Below are 17,140 nucleotides of genomic sequence, written 5' to 3' on the forward strand. Positions count from 1 at the left end.
GAGCCGTACCGGGAGAGCCTTCTGCTCCTTGCCCGCTTCCTCCTCGCACTGTCCGGCGCCGAGGAGCGGGCCGCGCGCGGCTTGTTCGTGGTGCCGCACGCGGCCCGGGGCGAAGGGGGGTGTGATCAGCAGCTGAGGTTGTTGCCGGTGGGGACTCCGAGGATCTGCGTGAACTGCTGGTACTTGGTGATCCGGCTCTGGACCTGGGCGGGGTTCCTGCCGCCGCACTCCAGGGAGCCGTTGATGGAGCGGATGGACTCGCCGAAGCCGACTCCGTTGACGATGGCGTTGTGGCCGGTCATGGTGCCGGGGCCGGTCTGGGTGTTCCAGTACCACAGCCCGGTCTTCCAGGCGATCGCCGGGTCGTTCTGCACGAGGCTGGGGTTGTTGAGCAGGTCGATGCCCAGGGCGTCACCGGCCGCCTTGTAGTTGAAGTTCCAGCTCAGCTGAATGGGACCGCGTCCGTAGTAGGCGGACTGGCCGGCCGGGCAACCGTAGGGGCGGCCGGTGTCGCAGTAGTGCGAGTAGTTGGCGGTGTTCTGCTCGACGACGTGGAAGAGACCGCCTGTCTCGTGGCTGACATTGGCGAGGAAGGCCGCGGCCTCCTGCTTCTTCACGGTGTCGCCGCCGGTGTTGGCGAAGCCGGGGTAGGCGGCGAGCGCGGCGGTCAGGCCGCTGTAGGTGTAGAAGGAGCTGCGGCTCGGGAACATCTGGTTGAACTGCGCCTCGCTCACGACGAACGACCCGTCCGGCGGCGTCGTGCCGCCGCCACCGCCGCAGGTGTAGGGGTCCCAGTACCAGGTGCTGATCACCGGGTCGTATCCCGGGTTGTCGTGGGACGCCTTGTAGTAGTTGCCGTTGGTGTACTTCACGATGTCACCGGCGGTGTACGTGCGGCCGGCGGTCCAGGCGGGGTGGTCGCAGCCGGTCGTCCCGCCGTCGCCTCCACCGCCGGTGCCGCCGGTGCACGAACCCTGGTCGGCCCAGACTCCGGACCCCGCGGTCGAAGGCGTCTCGCCCTGCGTCCACCACTTGGCCTGCCAGTTGCGCCCGCCGTACGAGGCCGCCATCCCGCCGGTGTAGACGGCCGACGAACTCCAGCTCGTCGCGCAGGCCGCGGCCGACGCGGTGGCTGACATGGGCCCCAGGACGGCGGCTCCCACGGCGACTGCCAGCGCCGCGAGGAACGCCGAGATTCTTCGTCCGGGCATGTGATCACTCCTTCGATGGGGTGGTCGATTCGCTCTGACTGAAACTCATTGGTCTGGACCTGTCAAGGTCTAGACCAACTCTTGTTGCGGTGTCGCCGGTGTGCGCCCCCGTCCGGTCGGAGGGGCGGCGGCCTCAGTCGTCGGCCACGACTGAGGCGATGGCCCGCGCGAAGGCGGCGGAGCCGGCCGACGTGGGGTGCAGCGGCGCGCCGTCCGCCAGGGAAAGGGCGCTCTGTATGTGCCGGTCGGCCGCCGGGGCGCACGCGTCGTGGCCCGCGCTGATCGCGGCGGTGTCGACGTAGTGCGCGCCGTGCCGGGCCGCGGCGCCGCTGAGGACGCCGTTGAGCCGGCCGATCCGCGCCTGGATGTAGTCGGCGTCCTGGCTCCAGTACGGCTGCGAGGGGAAGCAGCCGCCGGGACGGAGGTAGGTGCCGTAGCCGACGACGACGATCTTCGCGTGGGGTGCTTCGGCTCGGACGGTGCGCAGGGTGTCGTCGAAGGTGGGGGCCCACGCGTCGATGGCCCGCGCGTACCGGTCGGTTCCCCAGAGGATGGACGTGGCGGCGCAGCTGGTGCCGAACGGCGGGGGCAGGGTGTTGACGCAGGCTCGGGGCAGCCGGAACAGCTCGGCGTCGTTGGCCCCGATGGTCACGGTGACGAGGTCGGTGTCGGCCGTCAGCGCCTCGAACTGGGGCGGTGTCCCGAGCTTGGAGCCGGTGAAGTCGTCGGCGGTGGCACCGGAACAGGTGACGTCGGTCAGGTCGGCGCCGAGGAGCTGTGCGGTCACGTGCGGGTAGTTGGCCAGCGAGCGCAGGCAGCCGACATTGGAGGGGTCGAGGGGCCGTACGAGGGGGGCGGCCGCGTAGGAGTCGCCGAGGGCGACGTACCGCAGCGGCTCGTCGGTGGCGAAGGCGTGCGTGGGTGGCGCCAGGAGCGCCGTGATCGTGAGCAGGGCGGTGGTGAGCCAGGTGTGCTTCGGCTTCTTCACGGGGTGATGCCTTTCCGGTGGGTCGGCGGGGCGGTCCTGGACGCGCCGGCGAGGGCTGTGTGCCGTGGCCATGAACGCGATACGCGACCGCACGGCGGTTCTTCGACGCTTCACAGGACGACGTGGTGGGACCGCCCCAGCTTCGGTCGCCGCGCCGGACGGCGACCATGTGCAGACGCCCAGACGACACGTCCGCGTCATGGGCGCCGGCCCCTGCGCGTCGGCGCCCATGACGCGGACGCCCTACCAGGACCCTCGGCCCCCACCACCGGCACTGGGCCCCCCGCGCCCACAGGCCGTCAGGCACAGGATGACGACGCACCCGAGCGCCCCGCCGACCAAGATCGGTAGGGACAGGGACCGCGGCTCGGCTCAGCTCCAGCCACGCTCGGACGACCGGCTGCCTGGCGGCCGACTCCTGGGGCTATCCGTCCAGTTCGAGGCCCCGCAGCGCGAGCGCCCACCCCAGACGTGCCTCGCCCGAGTCGGACGGCCACCCCGTCAACTCGGAGACGCGCGCCACGCGGTTGAGGACCGTGTTGCGATGGCAGTACATCCGGGCGGCCGCCTCCGACGCCGAGCAGCCCGAGTCCAGCCAGGTACGCAAGGTGGTGAGAAGGACCTCGCGCTCCGTCCCGTTGCTCAGCACACCGTCGAGGTAGCGTGCCGTGAGGCGGTCCGCGATCTCGGGCTCGGCACCGAGCGCGGCGTGCACGAGGCGGTCGTCGAGCGAAGCGACCTCGCCGCTGCTGCGCGGCAGCGTGTCCAAGGCTCGCCGCGCCAGACGCAGGCCCTGAGCGGCCCCGGCCAGTTCCGCGAACGGGGGTGAGATGCCCGCCCTGCCGACCCGGTGGGCGCGTAGCGACGCCGCGAGATCCGCGGGGTCCGCCGTGCGAAGCCGGACCAACCCCGCCACCGTGTCGGCGCGCGGACGCCAGAACGACCACATCCCCCAGGCCTTCAGCGCCGGCGCGGGATCGGGCGGCGAGCCCACGTCGTGCGCGTCCTGCGCGATGACGACCACCGCGAAGCGGTCCTGGCGGGGAACACCCAGGGCCGCGGCGGCCGCACCGGCGACCGCGGGGTCCCCGGCCCGACCGTCCAACAGCGCCTCGAACAACGCTCCTCGCCGGGACGACTCCTGATGCTGCAGCTCCAGCATCCGCAGTCGGTAGGCGTCCGCCATGGCGGAGGAGAAGCGGTCGATGGTCTCCCACACGGCGCCGGCCATGTCACCCACCAGGGCCTGGTGCGCCGGGGAACGGTCGCGCATCCAGTCGGCCATCGCCTGCCACAGCACCCGCCCGCCACGCCGATAGGCCTGCAGGACCGTCGCCAGCGGGACGTCCTGCTCCGCCCGCAGCCGCCCGTTCTCCGCCGCCACCGCCTCGAAGGACTGCTGCCCGGCGGGGAGGCGGCCGAACTCCTGCAGGGCGATCTCCATGTTGCCCCGCAGCGTGCGCTGCAGATCCTCCCGGGAGACAGGGCTCCCGCTGGCGTAGGTGGAGCTGTGCGCGTAGATGTCCTCCGCGAGGCGGCCGATCAGCTCGTCGATGTTCCCGAGCAGCGTCAGCGCCAGCTCTCGGCGTAGCTCCAGCCCCTCGTCCATGGATGCACCATAGGCCCCGGCACGGCCCGCGGAACGCGCGGTGCCACCCGCGCGTTCCGCAGGGCCGTGTCCGTCCGGCGGGCGCACGGCCGTCACACTCCCGCCAGCACCTGCGGCTGTGCGGGAGCACGGTCCTGCGCGCGCACCAGATACCGCAGCAGTGTCGCCAGTGCCGCGCCGACCGTCCCGGCCAGGACGACGAACACGAACGGAGCACTCTCGCTTCCGGCGCTCTCCTCGAGCATGCCGAAGACGAAGGGTCCGAAGAACCCGCCCAGGAGTCCGACGGTGTTGATGAACGCGAGCCCCACGGCGGCCATCAGTCCCGACATCCTCGACATGGCGACCGACCAGAACATCGGCAGTGTGCCCATGAGGAAGAAGTTCGCCACGAACAGGAGCGTGAACCGCGCCGCGACGGCATCGGTGAACAAGAACCCGGCCAGGGCCGCCGTCCCGGCGACGGCGCACAGGACGATCAGACCGGTGTCGTTGCCGATCCGCCCGTGCAGCCACGGAAAGAACAGCACACCGGCCAGGACCGCCACACCGATGCTGCCGGTGACCAGGCCGATGTTCGTCGGCCCTTCCACGCCCAGCCCCTCCACGATGGCCGGCAGATTGAAGCCCACCGCGGACGCCACGAGCTGGTTCACGAAGTACACCGCTGCCAGCACCAGCACGACCGGTCGGCCGAAGGCGAGCTTCATGTTGCCCCGCAGACGGTGCGGTGACGGGGCGCCCGCCGCCCGCTCCGACAACAGTGCCGCCTCTTCGGCGGACAGCCAGCGCGCGTCCTGCGGTCGGCTCGGCAGCGCGAACCACACGACAGCGCCGACCGCCACCGTGACCAGCCCCTCCACGAGGAACAGCCACTGCCACCCGTGCAGCCCCGCCGCCCCGTCCAGACCCATCAGGGCGCCGCCTGCCGGGGCGCCCACGATGGAGGCCAGAGCCGGAGCGGTGTAGATGAGGCCGACGACCTTGACCCGGTAGCGCTGGGAGAACCACAGCGTCACCGTGTACATGAGGGCCGGATACAGCCCCGCCTCAGCCGCGCCGAGAGCGAAACGCAGCAGATAGAACGACGGCTCGCCCTGGACGAACATCATCGCCGCCGAGACGAGGCCCCACGTCACGGCGATGCGGGCGATCCACGCCCGGGCTCCGATGCGGTAGAGCACGAGGTTGCTCGGGACTTCCAGCAGGGCGTAGCTGATGAAGAACACACCGGCGCCCAGCCCGTAGGCGGCGGCGCTGATGCCGATGTCCGCCTCCAACTGCGTCTTGGCCAGCGCCACGTTGGTACGGTCCACGTAGGACATGAAATAGGCCAGACCCAGTACGGGCAGCAGCCGCACGATCGCCCTGCGGGTCACCGCCGCGTGCTGTGCCTCGGAGTCAAAGGGCATGACAGTCCTTTCTGCGCACACGAATGCCCGCAGAACGTCTCGATCGGATGGGATGCGCACCACGTTCCGTGTCAGGGCTGATGCGGCACGTTGTGCTCGTGGTGGACAGCCTCAACGACAACAGCGGAATCCGGCCATGTGCAAATGCCCAACGTGCCCCCTGTCCCGGTGGGCACCGGCACCCGTGGGCGCGCGGGGCGGAAGGGGCCGCCGCCGGTCCTGGGGGATGTCCTCACCTCGCGCGTCGGGCTCGTACGGGGTCCGAGCGACGCGGCCCCGTTCCCGGCTGAATCCCGAGTGCAGTCGCACACGGCCGGCGGGAATGCGCAGGCCCCCGGGTGCGCGGCCGCGGTCTCGTGGCGCCGAGGTGCGTTCGGCGGATTCATCCGGCGGCGCGGGGGCACAGGGAAAGTCCCCTTCTTCAACCGGCATCAGGGCGGGAGCGCGAACAGTGAGCCGAACAGTGAGCCCGAAGACCAAGATCCAGCTTTTCCTGTTGGTGACCGTGGTGGCGACCGTCCTGGCCCTGGTCCAGGGGCTCGCGGCCGAGGGGCCGAGCAGGATCGTCCCGCTCGTCCTCGCCGGCCTCGGCGCCCTCTCCCTCGGCATGTGGGGCCTCGCCCTGTGCACCAGACGACGCGGATGACACCCTGCGCGCGCGAACCGAAGCGTGAGAGCCTGCGCCCGACCGATCGGGGGCGGCGAGCGGGAGTCGCGCGTGCCGGTGGACCCCGGGCGGGGGCGGCCGGCGCCCTCCTCAGCGACTTCCTCGACTCCCGGACGGGGGAACCCCGGCTACGAGGTCCGCCGCGCCGAGCAGGCCTTCTGACGCGTCTGTCGGGTCCTGGGGCGGATCGCGCGCAGCCGGTGCCGCGCAGCGGGGAAGGCTCGCCGCGCCACGACGTCACCCTCGGGACACGTCCGGTCCCTCATCCTCGGCTTCACGCCACGTCCGGTCCCTCATCCCCGGCTTCACGCCACGTCCGGTCCCCCGTCCTCGGCTTCACGGCACGTCCGGTTCCTCGTCCTCGACGACGTGGACAGCCGCCTCCTCGGCGCTCGCCGCGCCTCCGTCGATGCCCTCGTCCCGGGCGATCAGCTCCTTGGTGGTGTCGCCACGGGCACCCTCGTCCGGCGCGAGCAGGCGCCCGGCACGGCGCGTGCCCACTTCGGAGTCGATCGCTTCTCCCTCCCCGCCGGGCAGGTCTCCCAGGCCGTCCCCCTCGGGCTCCACGACATCGGGAACCTCCTGCGACAGCCTTTCGTCAAGGGATTCACCGGCCCGCTGCTCCTCGGCCGTCGTGCCGTGCTTGGTCACGCCCAGCGGCTTCTCGGGGGGCGAGTAGCCCTCGTCCAGCATGTCGTCGTAGGTGCGTTCGTCCACGGCGTTCTGCAGATCCAGCGGCGCCGCGTCCTCCTGCTCGTCGTCGGCGCCCGTGGGCTGATAGGCGTCGTCCGCCATCGGGTTCTCGCTCATCGCGTACTCCTTCCGCCCTTGCTCCGGGCTCGTGGTCGGACGAGAGGGCCTGGCGCGTCGACGGAGCCCTTCCGCGCTCCGGGCGCACCTTGCTCCCTTCAGCGCCTCGCGCTCGGCGCCTGCTCGGCTCCTCACCGGCCGGTCCGCCTGTCTCGATCATCCCCTGGGGCGGCTTCCCGCGCTTGATCAGGCGAAACGGACGGGGCAGACGCCCGTCGGCCCTTCGGGGGATGCGTCACCGCTTCCGCATCCGACGGCGTGGCGGGCGGTGAAGAACGCGCCGTGAAGGCTCCACACCCCTTCGAGACACCGAGGAACGCCATGGCATCGCTCGATCTCTTCAGCCCCGGTGACTACACCCCCGCGGCGGGGGCCTACGTCTGCGACTGCGCGGAGGGTCACCTCTGGCGTATCGACGTGGCCGGACACGTCTTCCCCACGTTCCCGCCGCGGTGCGGCGCGAGGACGTGGCGCACGGACCGGCTCGCGGAGGTCCGTGACCAGGATCCGGAGCAGGTCGGGCCGCGTCCCCTCCCCTGATCGCGTCCGTCGGGGGCGGGTGGCGACACGCGTAGCGGGCGTCCGAGCGGTCGGCCCGCGGGAAGGGCTCCTCCGCACGTCGGGGCGGCGCGGATCGGGCCGATCGGGTGGTGAAACGGAATCACGGCATCCGCGGCAGGTGGCGGGGCCGTAGAGGAGTCAGGTGTCCCCCAGTCTCCCTGGAGGTTCTCATGCACATGTTCATCGGACTGATCGTCGTGACGGTGCTGATCGCCGGCTTCGTCCTCGGTGCGCGGCTGCACGCCGCGGCGACGTCGCCGCCCCTTCCCGAGGAACAGCCCCGCCGCCCGGTGACCGACCGGCTTCCGGGCGTCACCTCGGAGTTCCGCCGCGCTCTGGTCGTTCCCCGGAACGACCAGAAGCACCGGCTCCGTCCGCACCAGTTGTGGGGACGCACCGAGCGGGTGGCGCCCGGACGGCGCTGACCCGATCGCTCCGGGTCGGCGAAACGGACGGTGGTCCGTACGCGCGCACCCGGGGCGCCGTCGCCCCCGGCGCGGCGGGTGCCGTCCGGGGGCCTCCGTGCGACGAGCGGACACTCCAGCAGGTGGACCACCGGCCCGTGTTCCTACCCACCGCGTCGGGTCACAGCCCGCCGAGTCCGGGCGGGTTGAAGTCGATGAAGCGGGGCGGTTCCTCGCGCGGTTGCTCTCGGGGCGGGTCCGGCGGTCGCGGGCACGGGACGAGCGCGTGTCCCTTCGGCAGGTCTCTCAGTCCGCTGAACGCGACCCGCCTGAGCAGTGCCTCCTCCTTCGACGCCGGCCGTACGGCGCGCGCGGCGCTCACCGCGTCCTCGCACGCTCGGGTGACGCCCCAGCTCCGCGGGGTCCGCGTCCGTTCCCTCCAGACGGCCAGAGCCGGGAGGGCGACGGCCTGGAGGGCGAGCGGCGCCCAGGCGCCGAGAAGCACCGCGGCCGCGCCTCCCAGCGTCAGGAGCACGACCAGCAGGAGGGCGTGACGGCGGCGCGCGCGGGTCCGCTCGGCCCTCCACTCGGTGACCTGCGTGGCGTCGGGGGCGAGGCCGGCGGGCAGACCTCGCTCGCACAGATAGCCGTCCACGACGAGCTGCCGGTGCAGGTTCTTGAGCACGTCGGGGCGCCGGCGCTGGATGTCGAGGGCGGTGGGGACACGGCCGTCGGTTTCGGCGAGCAGGTCGAGGACCACGGCTTCCACCTCGTCGCGAGCCACCGGGTCGACGATCCGGTAGCGGTAGGAGCCGTACTCCTTGTCGACGAGTCGAACCCGCTGCTGCTCATGCATCACGACCAGGGCCACCAGCCCGACCGGGTCGACGCGGTACCCCTGCGCAAGATAGGCGATCTCGTACAGCGACAGGCCCACGGCCGGAGGCCGGACCGGACCGGCGCTCGCGGCGAGCTCTTGCCAGTCCTTCTCCTCCGCCCGCCAGAAGCGCACCAGCGCCCCCAGCGACAGCACCACGAGGACAAGCCCGGGCACCACTTCGGGCCAGCCGCCGATCACATCCATCGCGCGCATTCCCCCTCACGGGACCAGGACGGGCCCGGTGAGGGTCTGCCCGCCGCCGGTACCGCCCACGCGACCACCGACGGTCACATCACGCCGAATCGACGGAGGCGTCGCAACGACGGAGGGCGGCCCCACCCCCCGTTCGGGGCACCGAGCGATCGAGACGACGTCGTCCGAGGCGGTCCGATGACTTTCTGGTTTACGCGTCGAGATCGGGAGCAGGAGGCGGTCAAGACCAATCCGGTTACGTCACGAGGAGGTCCCGATGTCGGGCACGGAGAAGAGCAAGGCTCACGCCGAGCAGGCGAAGGGCAAGGTCAAGGAGACCGTCGGCCGCGCTGTCGGCAACGAGCGGATGACCGCCGAAGGCCGGGCCGATCAGGCCAAGGGCAACGCCCGCCAGGCCAAGGAGGACATCAAGGACACCTTCCGACGGTAGAACCGGAAACCCCGCAAGTACCCGCGAGGCCCCGACCATTCCCCCCGGTCGGGGCCTCGCGCCATGCCCGGCCGCACGACGGGCCTCACCTCCGGGGCAACGCCACGGCGCCGACTCCGGGCGCCGGCGGACGCCCCACGGCAGTACGGCCCTCACTTCCTGCGTACCGGCGCCTTGCACCTGTCCCGACAGGAGTGGGCCGGAGCTGTGATGGTTCGCGCCGGAGGGGGTAGACGGGGACCTCACACGACCATCGTTTCTGTGAAGGGGACGAGCATGACCGACGACGCCTACCTGTTCCTCGTGGGCGACCCGGCGACACCACTGGGCGCTTCCGTCGCCGTTGTGAAAGACCTGGGATGCCTGGAGATGCCCGCCGTGCGGGCCTGGCTCGACGCGCACGGTGTCACCGCCGCCTCCCCGGGCGTCAGGCTTCTGCCGCCGGAGGAGACGGGAGCCATCCCCCACGATGCGGAGAAGCTGCCCGTCCCGTTGACCGACGAGGAGCTGAACCAGCTGCGCCACGCGCTGATGCCGGGCGCCCTTGCCCGTGTGGAGGACGAGCTCCTGGCCTACCGCGACTGCGCGGGCGAGCGGGACGCCCTGCTGGCGCGCGCCGCGGCCGTCGGGGTTCCGCCGCACCGCATCGTCGAACTCACCGGCGAGGACGCCGGGACCGTGGCATCGGCGGCGCGGGGGCAGGAACGCCCTGCGGATCCGGTTCCGCAGCGGAGGTGAGAGGAGGAGGCATGACGAGCGACGAGACGCGCACGCGACTCCGAGAGGTCGAGAACCGGCTCGGCGAGCCCACCCCGCCACCGATCGAGGGACAGACCCGGATCGCCCTCCCCTCCCCCACCCAGCCGAACGCCACGACGGACGACGGGCATCAGGAGCGTGAAAGCCGGCAGCCCGGCCGTGCGGGAGCACGCGCCCAGTAGGGGCACCCTCGCGCACTCGTCGCCCGTCCGTTCCCGTGGCGATGCCGGCGGCGGGAGCGCGGGTGGGGAGGCGGCCGCGAGCGGCGAGGTCGGCCGGGCCTGGACCTTCGCCGTCTCGGAGGAGACCGGTGGGGGCCAGGCACCGCCAAGGGAGTAGAGGCGGAGGTGGCGGGGCTGCGGGCCGGGCCGCCGGACGCTGCCGGGGCCGTCGCCGAGCCGCCTCGGACATCGCCGACAGGGGAGGGCGCCCTCCGGCCCTCCACGGCCGCGGCCGCTCGTGAGGTCCAGGGCCGCGACGCCCGGACCACCCGGACCACGGTCTCCCCTCCCGGGTGGGACGACGACATCGGCCGTACGATCCACACCCCTGGATCGACACGCTCATGGCCACGTCAGGCCGGCGGGACCCGTGATCACTCACACAGCTCATGCCCTCGTCCGTGGCTGATCGTCACCGCTCCACAGAGGTCGGGCCAGAACCGAATCTGTCGTGAACAGAGCCCGCCGACCGCTCCGGCGCCGCGCGACGGCGACACGCAGCCGTCGCGGTCACGCCACGTCCCATCGGCGCGCGGCCTCCGCTCCACTCCCCCTCGCCGGGTCATCGCATGTGTCTCCGGACCGAGGGCGCCCGCATGGTCGTGGAGCATCACGATCCCCATCTGGTGGGGGCGGGTGCCGGGAGGGGCTCCGATCGAGAAGCCGACATCCACCGGTGCTCCGATACGCCTTGGCCCGGGCGCATGGCCCGGCCCCGGGCTGCCGGCGCGTCCGGTCAGGCAGGAGGGTGGCGGACGATCGGGGCGCGCCCGCCGCGGGGACGGTCGGCGACGGAAGGCCCGGCGGCGGAACTCCCGCCGGTGGCCGTGGTCGGGCGGGGCGGCGGTGCGGGCGTCGCGGTGGCGGGGACCGCGGTCGAGCGGGGCGACCGCGGGGGCGTCGCAGCTCCGGAGACCGCGGGCGTACGGGGCGGCTGCGCGGTCTCCCCGGGGGCGGGGGTCGCGGGCGTACGCGCCGGCCGGGTGCCGCCACCGTGCCGGTGCCGGGTGTCGCCCGGGGTGCGGCGGCCCGCCAGGCAGACCGCGCCGATCACGAGGAGCGTGAGGGTGCCGTTGAGCAGCCCGCCCGCCACGTCGGAGAGATGGTGCATGCCCCGGTACATCCGGGAGAGTCCGACAGCGGGCGGCACAAGCAACAGGATGCCGGCGGCGGGGTACCGCCAGCGGCTGCGGGTCCGGGTCAGGACCAGGACGGCCAGTCCTCCGTACAGCGCGAGCGCGGCACCGACGTGGCCCGAAGGGAAGCTGGAGGTGGGCGGGGTTCCGTCCAGGCGCGGGACATCGGGACGGGGCCGGTTCACGAGGGTCGTGACGAGGAGGAAGACGGCCGACTGCACCGCGACCGATCCGCCCAGGAACAGGGCTTCGGGCCAGCGCCGGACAGGTGGGAGGAGGAGCAGCGCGAGAACGCAGAACAGGGTCACGCCGACCACGGCCGGGGTGTTGGCGAGGACGGACAGCCAGCCCGACACCCAGTCTGCGGTCGGGCCGCGGTGCCCGGCGAGCACGCGGACGATCCCGTCCTCCCCGTCGAGAGACCCGTCGGCTCCGGCCTCACGGGTCACCAGCAGTCCCAGTGCCGCCATCGTGACGGCCTGGACGGCCACCAGGGACAGCACACCTACCCGTCTCGCGGCCCCGCCGCTTTCAGTCGTCATGGGCCCCTTGTTGCCCGTCGCGCGCCGTCGATGCGCCCCGCCCCTGCCCTCTCCCGGCCGAGGACTCGCCGCCGGGGACGGGAGCCTGCGGGGCGGCGGAGCGGGTGGGCGGCCGGGGGCGGGCGGCCGGGGGTGGGCGGCCGGGGGTGGGCGGCGACCGGGGCGGCGACGCGGCACGGTCGGGCGTGGCGGGCTCGGGTGCGGGTCGGTCAGACGTGGCGCAGGTGGTCGCGCAGGGTGCGGGCCGCCTGGCCCATCAGGGCGTCCGCGCCGGGTTGTGCGGCGGCCGGGACCATGGATTCGGTGAGGACCGCAACGGCGTAGGCGGCGCCGTCGGCGTGCTCCACGACGCCGATCTCGTGGCGGAGGTGAAGCAGGGTGCCGGTCTTGGACCACCAGGTGGTGGCGTCCGAGGCGAAGTCGGGGGTGAGGCGCTGGCGGAGCACGTTGTGCAGCATCAGGCCGCGGACCGCCTCGGCCACGTCGGGGTGCAGGGCGCTGGGTGAGCGCAGTTCCTGGAGGAGGTCGGTCCAGGCCCTGGCGCTGCCCGTGTTGGCCCGGGTGGTGTCGAGCTGCGGCACGCGGTGGCCGCGGCCGCTCGTGCCCGCGTCGATGGCCAGGGCGTGGGCGAGGTGGGCCTGGGCGGGGTCGAAGCGTTCCACGGGGGTGTCGCTGAGTTCGTCGACGGTGTGGCGGACGGTGATGCCGTGGATGCCGAACTCCCTGAGGAGAGCGGTGACCTGGGCGGGCGGGGTGAGCGCGAACAGCGCGTCGGCGGCCCGCTCGTCGCTCAGGCACGTGCTCAGGTAGAGCAGGTCCTCGACGGCGATCCGGGCGGGGTGGCGGAAGCGGGTGAGACCGGTGGGGCCGAGGACGGTGCTGCGTCCCGGGGCGACGTCGACGGGGGCGGCGGCGTCGAGTTCGCCACGCCGGATCCGTTCGAAGGTCGCCACCGCGAGAGGGACCTTGACCAGGGAGGCCGAGGGGAGGGCGGTGTCGGGGTCGATGCCGATCTCGCGGCCGGTGCGCAGGTCGCGTACGAGCAGGCAGGCGCGCAGCCCGCCGTCGGACAACTGCCGCCGCACCTCGTCGATCAGGCTGTCGGCGGTGGTGTGGGAGGGGGAGGCGAGGCGGGGGGCGTGCATGGGCCTTCGGGTGCCTTTCGGTCCGCTGTCGGTTCGGGGCCGTGGTGGCCGGGGGCCGGGGCGTCGTGCGCTTCCAGGCAGCGGGCGAGGGCGCGGCCCAGGCGGGTGGTCGTGGTGTGGGGATCGCCGCCGTCCGGCGCGCCGAGGGCGAATCCGCGGGCCGGGGAGAGTTCGCCCAGCGGACGCCAGTGCAGGCCCAGGCGCGCGGCCTCGCCGGGCGAGCAGAGCAACAGGTCGTCGCTGTGCAGGACTTCGGCCACCGCCTGGGTCAGGTCGGTGGCCGTAGCGAGCTGCGCGGGGCGCAGTCCGGTCGCGTCGCGCAGCCGGGCGAGCGGGTCGCGGATGTGCGGCACGTCGTCCTCGGGCTGTATCCACAGGCGTCTGGCCGGGCGCTGGTCGGTGCGGCCCGGCCGGAGGGTCTCCAGCCAGAGGCGGCGTACGGCGGGTTCGGTGGCCGTGGCGGCGCCCAGCGGAACGGACCAGACCGCCTCGTCGGGCGGCACCGCCAGGACCGCGGCCCGTACCCGCCCGGCCCGCACCAGCTCCTGGCGCTCGGAGGGCGGGGCGGGGCGCAGGTCGAGGGCGATGCCGAGGGCGCGGGCGTCGGCGACGAGCCGGGCCATGGCCGCCGTCGCACAGACGGCGGGCACCGCGATCCGCCAGGGTCTGCGCCGTGCGGTCTCGGCCTCGTGGAGCAGGACGTCGGCGGCGCGTACGAGGGCTCGGGCGGCGGGCAGCAGATCGCGGCCGAACGGGGTGAGGACGGCGCGGCGCGAGGTGCGCTCGAAGAGCCTTTCCCCCACGTGCTCCTCCAGTGCGGCGACACGGCGGCTGGCCACCGGCTGCGACATGCCGGCCGCCGTCGCCCCGACGGTGAAGCCGCCGTGCTCGCTGACACTGACGAAGGCGCGGCTGGCTGCCAGCAGATCCATGGTCTGCAGCATAGGCGCCGCCGCTCGTCTCCTTCCATGCCGATTCCGCATGGATCGGTGCGCGGCGGCATTGGACCGTATGGAGGTGCGGGATCAGAGTGGTCGGGAACCCATCACAGGAATCGGGCCGGCGCCGTACGGGCCGGCCCCGACGCGCCCCTGACCGGGGGCGCTTCCGGAGGTCAGGATCATGCAGCACAGCCGTGTCAGGGGCGCCCTCGCCGGGCTGGCCGCCGCGCTCACCCTCGTACCGCTGACCGCGTGCGCGGAGCCGGCGGCACGGGCGCAGGCCACCCCCGTACAGGCCCGGCCCCAGACGCAGGCGGAGGTCCGGGCGTCGGCGGAGACGCCGCGGGCGGAGGAGGCGACGGCGTCGTACCGACGGGAGTTCCGGGCGCTGGAGAGCGCGTTCGATGCCCGGCTCGGGGTGTACGCCATCGATACCGGTACCGGGCGGGAGATCGCCTGGCGGGACGGTGAGCGGTTCCCCTACGCGTCCACCTTCAAGGCGCTGGCGGCCGGCGCCGTGCTGCGCGAGGAGGGTCTCGACGGGATGGAGCGGGTGGTGACGTACACGAAGGAGGAGCTGGTCGAGCCGTCGCCGGTCACGGAGAAGCACGTCGGTACGGGGATGACGCTGGACGCCCTCGCCGACGCCGCCGTCCGCCACAGCGACAACACGGCGGGCAATCTGCTCTTCGAGGAGCTGGGCGGCCCCAAGGGGCTTCAGGCGGTGCTGCGTTCGCTCGGCGACGGGGTGACGCGGATGGACCGGATCGAGCCGGAGCTCGGCGACTGGCGACCGGGCGAGGTCCGGGACACCAGCTCACCACGGGCTCTCGCCCGGGACCTGCGCGCCTTCGTCCTCGGGGACGTGCTGCGGGCGCCGGAGCGGGAGCGGCTGACGACCTGGCTGAAGACCAATCTGACGGGCGACGAGACCATCCGCGCCGGGGTGCCCGACACGTGGGTGGTCGGGGACAAGACGGGGACGGCGACGACGTACGGCGGGCGCAACGACATGGCCGTGGTCTGGCCGCCGGACGGGGCGCCGATCGTGATGGCGATCCTGTCGACCCGTTCCGAGCGGGAGGCCGACCCCGACAACCGGCTGATCGCGCGCGCCGCGTCGGTGGTGGCGGGGGCGCTGCGCTGAGTCGCGGCGCCTGCCGTCGGGGGCAGGTGGGCGGTTGAGGGCGCCGGCGGGGATCCGTGGGGGTGCGGTGCGGGATTCGGGGTACCCGGGCGTGGAAGGACCGGGCCGAGTGGATCGGTTCGGGTGACCGCTCGCGAAGGAGAGGCAGATGACGACGCAGCACAGCAACCAGCCCACCGGACAGCAGCACTACGGCGCGCCCGCGCCCGCGGCAAGCGGCAACGTGCTGAGCATCATCGCCATGGTGCTCGGCGTGGTGGCGCTCCTGTTCCTGCCGATCGTCTTCGGTCTGATAGGCGTGGTGCTGGGAATCGTCGCGAAGACCGTCCAGCACGAGCGGCTCGCCGTGCCCGCGATCGTGGTCGCCGCGGTGGGCATGGTCGGAGGCATGATCCTCGGCGCCCTCGTCGTCTCCTCCTGAACCCCGGGCCGCGCCGGCCCGGCCTCGCCGGTACCGCCCCGGCCGGAGGCCGTCCCCCTTCCGTACCTGGAGTGTGGGGGGACGGTCTCCGGCCGGGGCGGTGCTGGTGGGTCGGGTGAACGGGCCGGGGTGCGCCCCGCCCGGCACAGCGCTCCGCTCGGACGGCGCCCCGCTCGCCCCGCCCGCGTTGGTGCGATGACACCGGACGGGCCGTCAGAACACCTCTGTTTGTCGGGCTTTCGGTCACTGGGGCCGCCTGGTCCGCTGCCGATACGTTCGCCGTGTCCGGAAGGCGGTCGAGGGGGCATCTTCGTGGGAGCAGTGGCGTCCGTGCTGGCGGCGGCTGTGCTGTGGGGGACGGTCGGTCCCGCTCAGCTCTGGGCCGATACCGGGGTGCACCCCGTGGCCCTGGGGGCCGCGCGCATGCTGTTGGGCGGGGTGGCGCTCAGTCTGGTGACGGTGCGGGCGGCGGGTCTGCGCTCGCTGCGCCGACCGTCGGTGGGGCGGTGGCTGGGGTTGAGCGTGCTGGTGACGGCGGCGTTCCAGGTCTGCTTCCTGCAGGCGGTCGAGCGCAGCGGGGCGGCTCTGGCGACGGCCGTGGCGTTCGGGACCGTGCCCGTGGTCAGCGGGATCTGCGCCCGGGTGCTGTCCGGCGAGCGGCCGGGCCGTGCCTGGACGGTGGGGACGGTCTGCGCCGTCGCCGGGATCGGGCTGTTGCTCCTGCCGGGCAGCGGGGCTCGCGCGGATCTGCCGGGTGTGCTGTTCGGGGTGGTGGCCGGGGCGAGCTTCGGGGTCTACATCGCCGTGACGAAGGAGCTGGGCGCGCGCGGCGCCGATCTCGGTACGGCGGCCCCGGTCAGCGTCCTGCTGGCGGGGCTGTTGGTCTCTCCGTACCTGTGGGTGGCGCCTGAGGGTCTGACCGGGGCCCGCTCCCTCGGGCTCGTCGCCTGGCTCGGGCTCGCCACCACCGCCGGCGGCTATCTCCTGTTCACCCGGGGGGTCGGCAGGCTGAGCGCCGCGACGACGGGGACGCTGAGCCTGACCGAGCCGCTGGTCGCGACGGTCCTCGGGGTGGCGGTGCTCGGTGAGCGGCCGGGGCCGTCGGCCGCCGCCGGCGCGCTGCTCCTGCTGCTCGGTCTGCTCGTCGTCTCCGTACCCGAACGGCGAGGGGCCCGTACCGGCCGGACCCGGTCGGGAGGCACCGACCCGGCCCCCACCGGATCGGCCCGGGCCGGCACGGAGCCCGGGCTCGCGGCGCACGCGGACGGAGCGGGGGGCGAGCCGGCGCCCCGTAAGGCCTAGAGCCTGTCTGACAATTGACGTCGGATCAGGCCGGGTCGTCCGGTGCGTGCGATCGGCGTGCGGCCGGGGCGCCCGCGTAGCGGAGCTACTTGGGCGCTCCGGCCGTGCGGCGAGCGTGCGTGCCGGGCGGGCCGGACCCGGCGGGAATTGTCAGACAGGCTCTAGTGACCTGAGTCAGAGATTCGTCGGCAGTAGGCGGCGACTTTGTCGAGGATCTCGTCGGCTGTCTTGGTCCAGACGAAGGGCCTGGGGTGTTCGTTCCAGTCGGCGAGCCAGGCCCGGATGTCGCGTTCGAGGGCCTGGACGGAGCGGTGGACGCCGCGCTTGAGCTTCTTCTGCGT

Annotated in this window: 18 protein-coding genes and 1 pseudogene; 9 read left to right on the forward strand and 10 right to left on the reverse strand. The window is 73.1% G+C overall.

The genetic code is table 11. From position 1 onward, the window contains the following. Window positions 1-125: 125 nt before the first annotated feature. The 4 genes from ACF1BN_RS20980 to ACF1BN_RS20995 all read right to left on the reverse strand — a co-directional run bounded on the left by ACF1BN_RS20980 (window position 126) and on the right by ACF1BN_RS20995 (window position 5,220). Window positions 126-1,211 (reverse strand): glycoside hydrolase family 19 protein, encoded by a 1,086-nt coding sequence (locus tag ACF1BN_RS20980; protein ID WP_392333078.1) that lies wholly within the window; start codon window positions 1,209-1,211, stop codon window positions 126-128. A gap of 133 nt (window positions 1,212-1,344) precedes the next feature. Next, window positions 1,345-2,199, reverse strand: a complete 855-nt coding sequence (locus ACF1BN_RS20985; RefSeq protein ID WP_392333079.1) for an SGNH/GDSL hydrolase family protein — start codon at window positions 2,197-2,199, stop codon at window positions 1,345-1,347. A 424-nt stretch (window positions 2,200-2,623) separates the two neighbouring features. Beyond that, on the reverse strand, window positions 2,624-3,808 hold the full coding sequence (locus ACF1BN_RS20990) for a PucR family transcriptional regulator (RefSeq protein ID WP_392333080.1): 1,185 nt from the start codon (window positions 3,806-3,808) through the stop codon (window positions 2,624-2,626). Window positions 3,809-3,900: 92 nt separating this feature from the next. Continuing rightward, on the reverse strand, window positions 3,901-5,220 hold the full coding sequence (locus tag ACF1BN_RS20995) for an MFS transporter (RefSeq protein WP_392333081.1): 1,320 nt from the start codon (window positions 5,218-5,220) through the stop codon (window positions 3,901-3,903). 451 nt (window positions 5,221-5,671) lie between these two features. Between ACF1BN_RS20995 and ACF1BN_RS21000 the strand changes: the two genes are divergently transcribed. Continuing rightward, window positions 5,672-5,866 carry a hypothetical protein gene (locus ACF1BN_RS21000; RefSeq protein ID WP_392333082.1) on the forward strand — a complete coding sequence of 65 codons (195 nt, stop codon included), beginning with the start codon at window positions 5,672-5,674 and terminating at the stop codon, window positions 5,864-5,866. 357 nt (window positions 5,867-6,223) lie between these two features. Here the strand turns inward: ACF1BN_RS21000 and ACF1BN_RS21005 are convergent, their stop codons facing one another. After that, a complete protein-coding gene (locus ACF1BN_RS21005) occupies window positions 6,224-6,697 on the reverse strand; it encodes a DUF5709 domain-containing protein (protein WP_387269883.1) in 474 nt (157 codons plus the stop codon). Window positions 6,698-7,018: 321 nt separating this feature from the next. On the opposite strand from ACF1BN_RS21005, the gene ACF1BN_RS21010 reads away from it, so the two are divergent. Beyond that, window positions 7,019-7,237: a hypothetical protein gene (locus ACF1BN_RS21010; protein WP_392333083.1), complete on the forward strand. Its 219-nt coding sequence runs from the start codon at window positions 7,019-7,021 to the stop codon at window positions 7,235-7,237. A gap of 191 nt (window positions 7,238-7,428) precedes the next feature. Then, entirely contained in the window at window positions 7,429-7,683 is a 255-nt protein-coding gene (locus tag ACF1BN_RS21015) for a DUF6479 family protein (protein WP_392333084.1), read from the forward strand. Between the two features lie 160 nt (window positions 7,684-7,843). Here the strand turns inward: ACF1BN_RS21015 and ACF1BN_RS21020 are convergent, their stop codons facing one another. Beyond that, a complete protein-coding gene (locus tag ACF1BN_RS21020; protein WP_392333085.1) occupies window positions 7,844-8,755 on the reverse strand; it encodes a hypothetical protein in 912 nt (303 codons plus the stop codon). Window positions 8,756-9,011: 256 nt separating this feature from the next. On the opposite strand from ACF1BN_RS21020, the gene ACF1BN_RS21025 reads away from it, so the two are divergent. From ACF1BN_RS21025 to ACF1BN_RS21035, 3 genes are all read left to right on the forward strand, one after another. Then, window positions 9,012-9,185 carry a CsbD family protein gene (locus ACF1BN_RS21025; RefSeq protein WP_376595270.1) on the forward strand — a complete coding sequence of 58 codons (174 nt, stop codon included), beginning with the start codon at window positions 9,012-9,014 and terminating at the stop codon, window positions 9,183-9,185. A gap of 276 nt (window positions 9,186-9,461) precedes the next feature. Further along, window positions 9,462-9,923 (forward strand): DUF6003 family protein, encoded by a 462-nt coding sequence (locus ACF1BN_RS21030; RefSeq protein ID WP_392333086.1) that lies wholly within the window; start codon window positions 9,462-9,464, stop codon window positions 9,921-9,923. Window positions 9,924-9,934: 11 nt separating this feature from the next. Continuing rightward, the gene (locus ACF1BN_RS21035; protein ID WP_392333087.1) at window positions 9,935-10,126 is read left to right on the forward strand and encodes a hypothetical protein; all 192 of its coding nucleotides are present in this window, start codon (window positions 9,935-9,937) and stop codon (window positions 10,124-10,126) included. A 775-nt stretch (window positions 10,127-10,901) separates the two neighbouring features. Here the strand turns inward: ACF1BN_RS21035 and ACF1BN_RS21040 are convergent. From ACF1BN_RS21040 to ACF1BN_RS21050, 3 genes are all read right to left on the reverse strand, one after another. Next, a complete protein-coding gene (locus tag ACF1BN_RS21040; protein WP_392333088.1) occupies window positions 10,902-11,843 on the reverse strand; it encodes a phosphatase PAP2 family protein in 942 nt (313 codons plus the stop codon). A gap of 209 nt (window positions 11,844-12,052) precedes the next feature. After that, window positions 12,053-12,988, reverse strand: coding sequence for a serine hydrolase (locus ACF1BN_RS21045; protein ID WP_392333089.1), 936 nt, complete (start codon window positions 12,986-12,988; stop codon window positions 12,053-12,055). Beyond that, window positions 12,937-13,920, reverse strand: a complete 984-nt coding sequence (locus tag ACF1BN_RS21050; protein WP_392333090.1) for a LysR family transcriptional regulator — start codon at window positions 13,918-13,920, stop codon at window positions 12,937-12,939. The genes ACF1BN_RS21045 and ACF1BN_RS21050 overlap by 52 nt, the downstream gene beginning before the upstream one ends. Before the next feature lie 190 nt (window positions 13,921-14,110). Here ACF1BN_RS21050 and bla point away from each other — a divergent pair, with 190 nt between their 5' ends. From bla to ACF1BN_RS21065, 3 genes are all read left to right on the forward strand, one after another. Continuing rightward, window positions 14,111-15,076 (forward strand): class A beta-lactamase, encoded by a 966-nt coding sequence (gene bla, locus ACF1BN_RS21055; RefSeq protein WP_392333091.1) that lies wholly within the window; start codon window positions 14,111-14,113, stop codon window positions 15,074-15,076. A gap of 148 nt (window positions 15,077-15,224) precedes the next feature. Next, window positions 15,225-15,497 carry a hypothetical protein gene (locus tag ACF1BN_RS21060; RefSeq protein WP_392333092.1) on the forward strand — a complete coding sequence of 91 codons (273 nt, stop codon included), beginning with the start codon at window positions 15,225-15,227 and terminating at the stop codon, window positions 15,495-15,497. A gap of 312 nt (window positions 15,498-15,809) precedes the next feature. After that, window positions 15,810-16,799: a DMT family transporter gene (locus tag ACF1BN_RS21065; protein WP_392333093.1), complete on the forward strand. Its 990-nt coding sequence runs from the start codon at window positions 15,810-15,812 to the stop codon at window positions 16,797-16,799. Window positions 16,800-16,960: 161 nt separating this feature from the next. Here the strand turns inward: ACF1BN_RS21065 and ACF1BN_RS21070 are convergent. Further along, window positions 16,961-17,140: pseudogene (locus tag ACF1BN_RS21070) on the reverse strand (IS630 family transposase); the annotation flags it as partial.

It is taken from the genome of Streptomyces sp. NPDC014861 (assembly GCF_043081625.1).
Classification (GTDB): Bacteria; Actinomycetota; Actinomycetes; order Streptomycetales; family Streptomycetaceae; genus Streptomyces.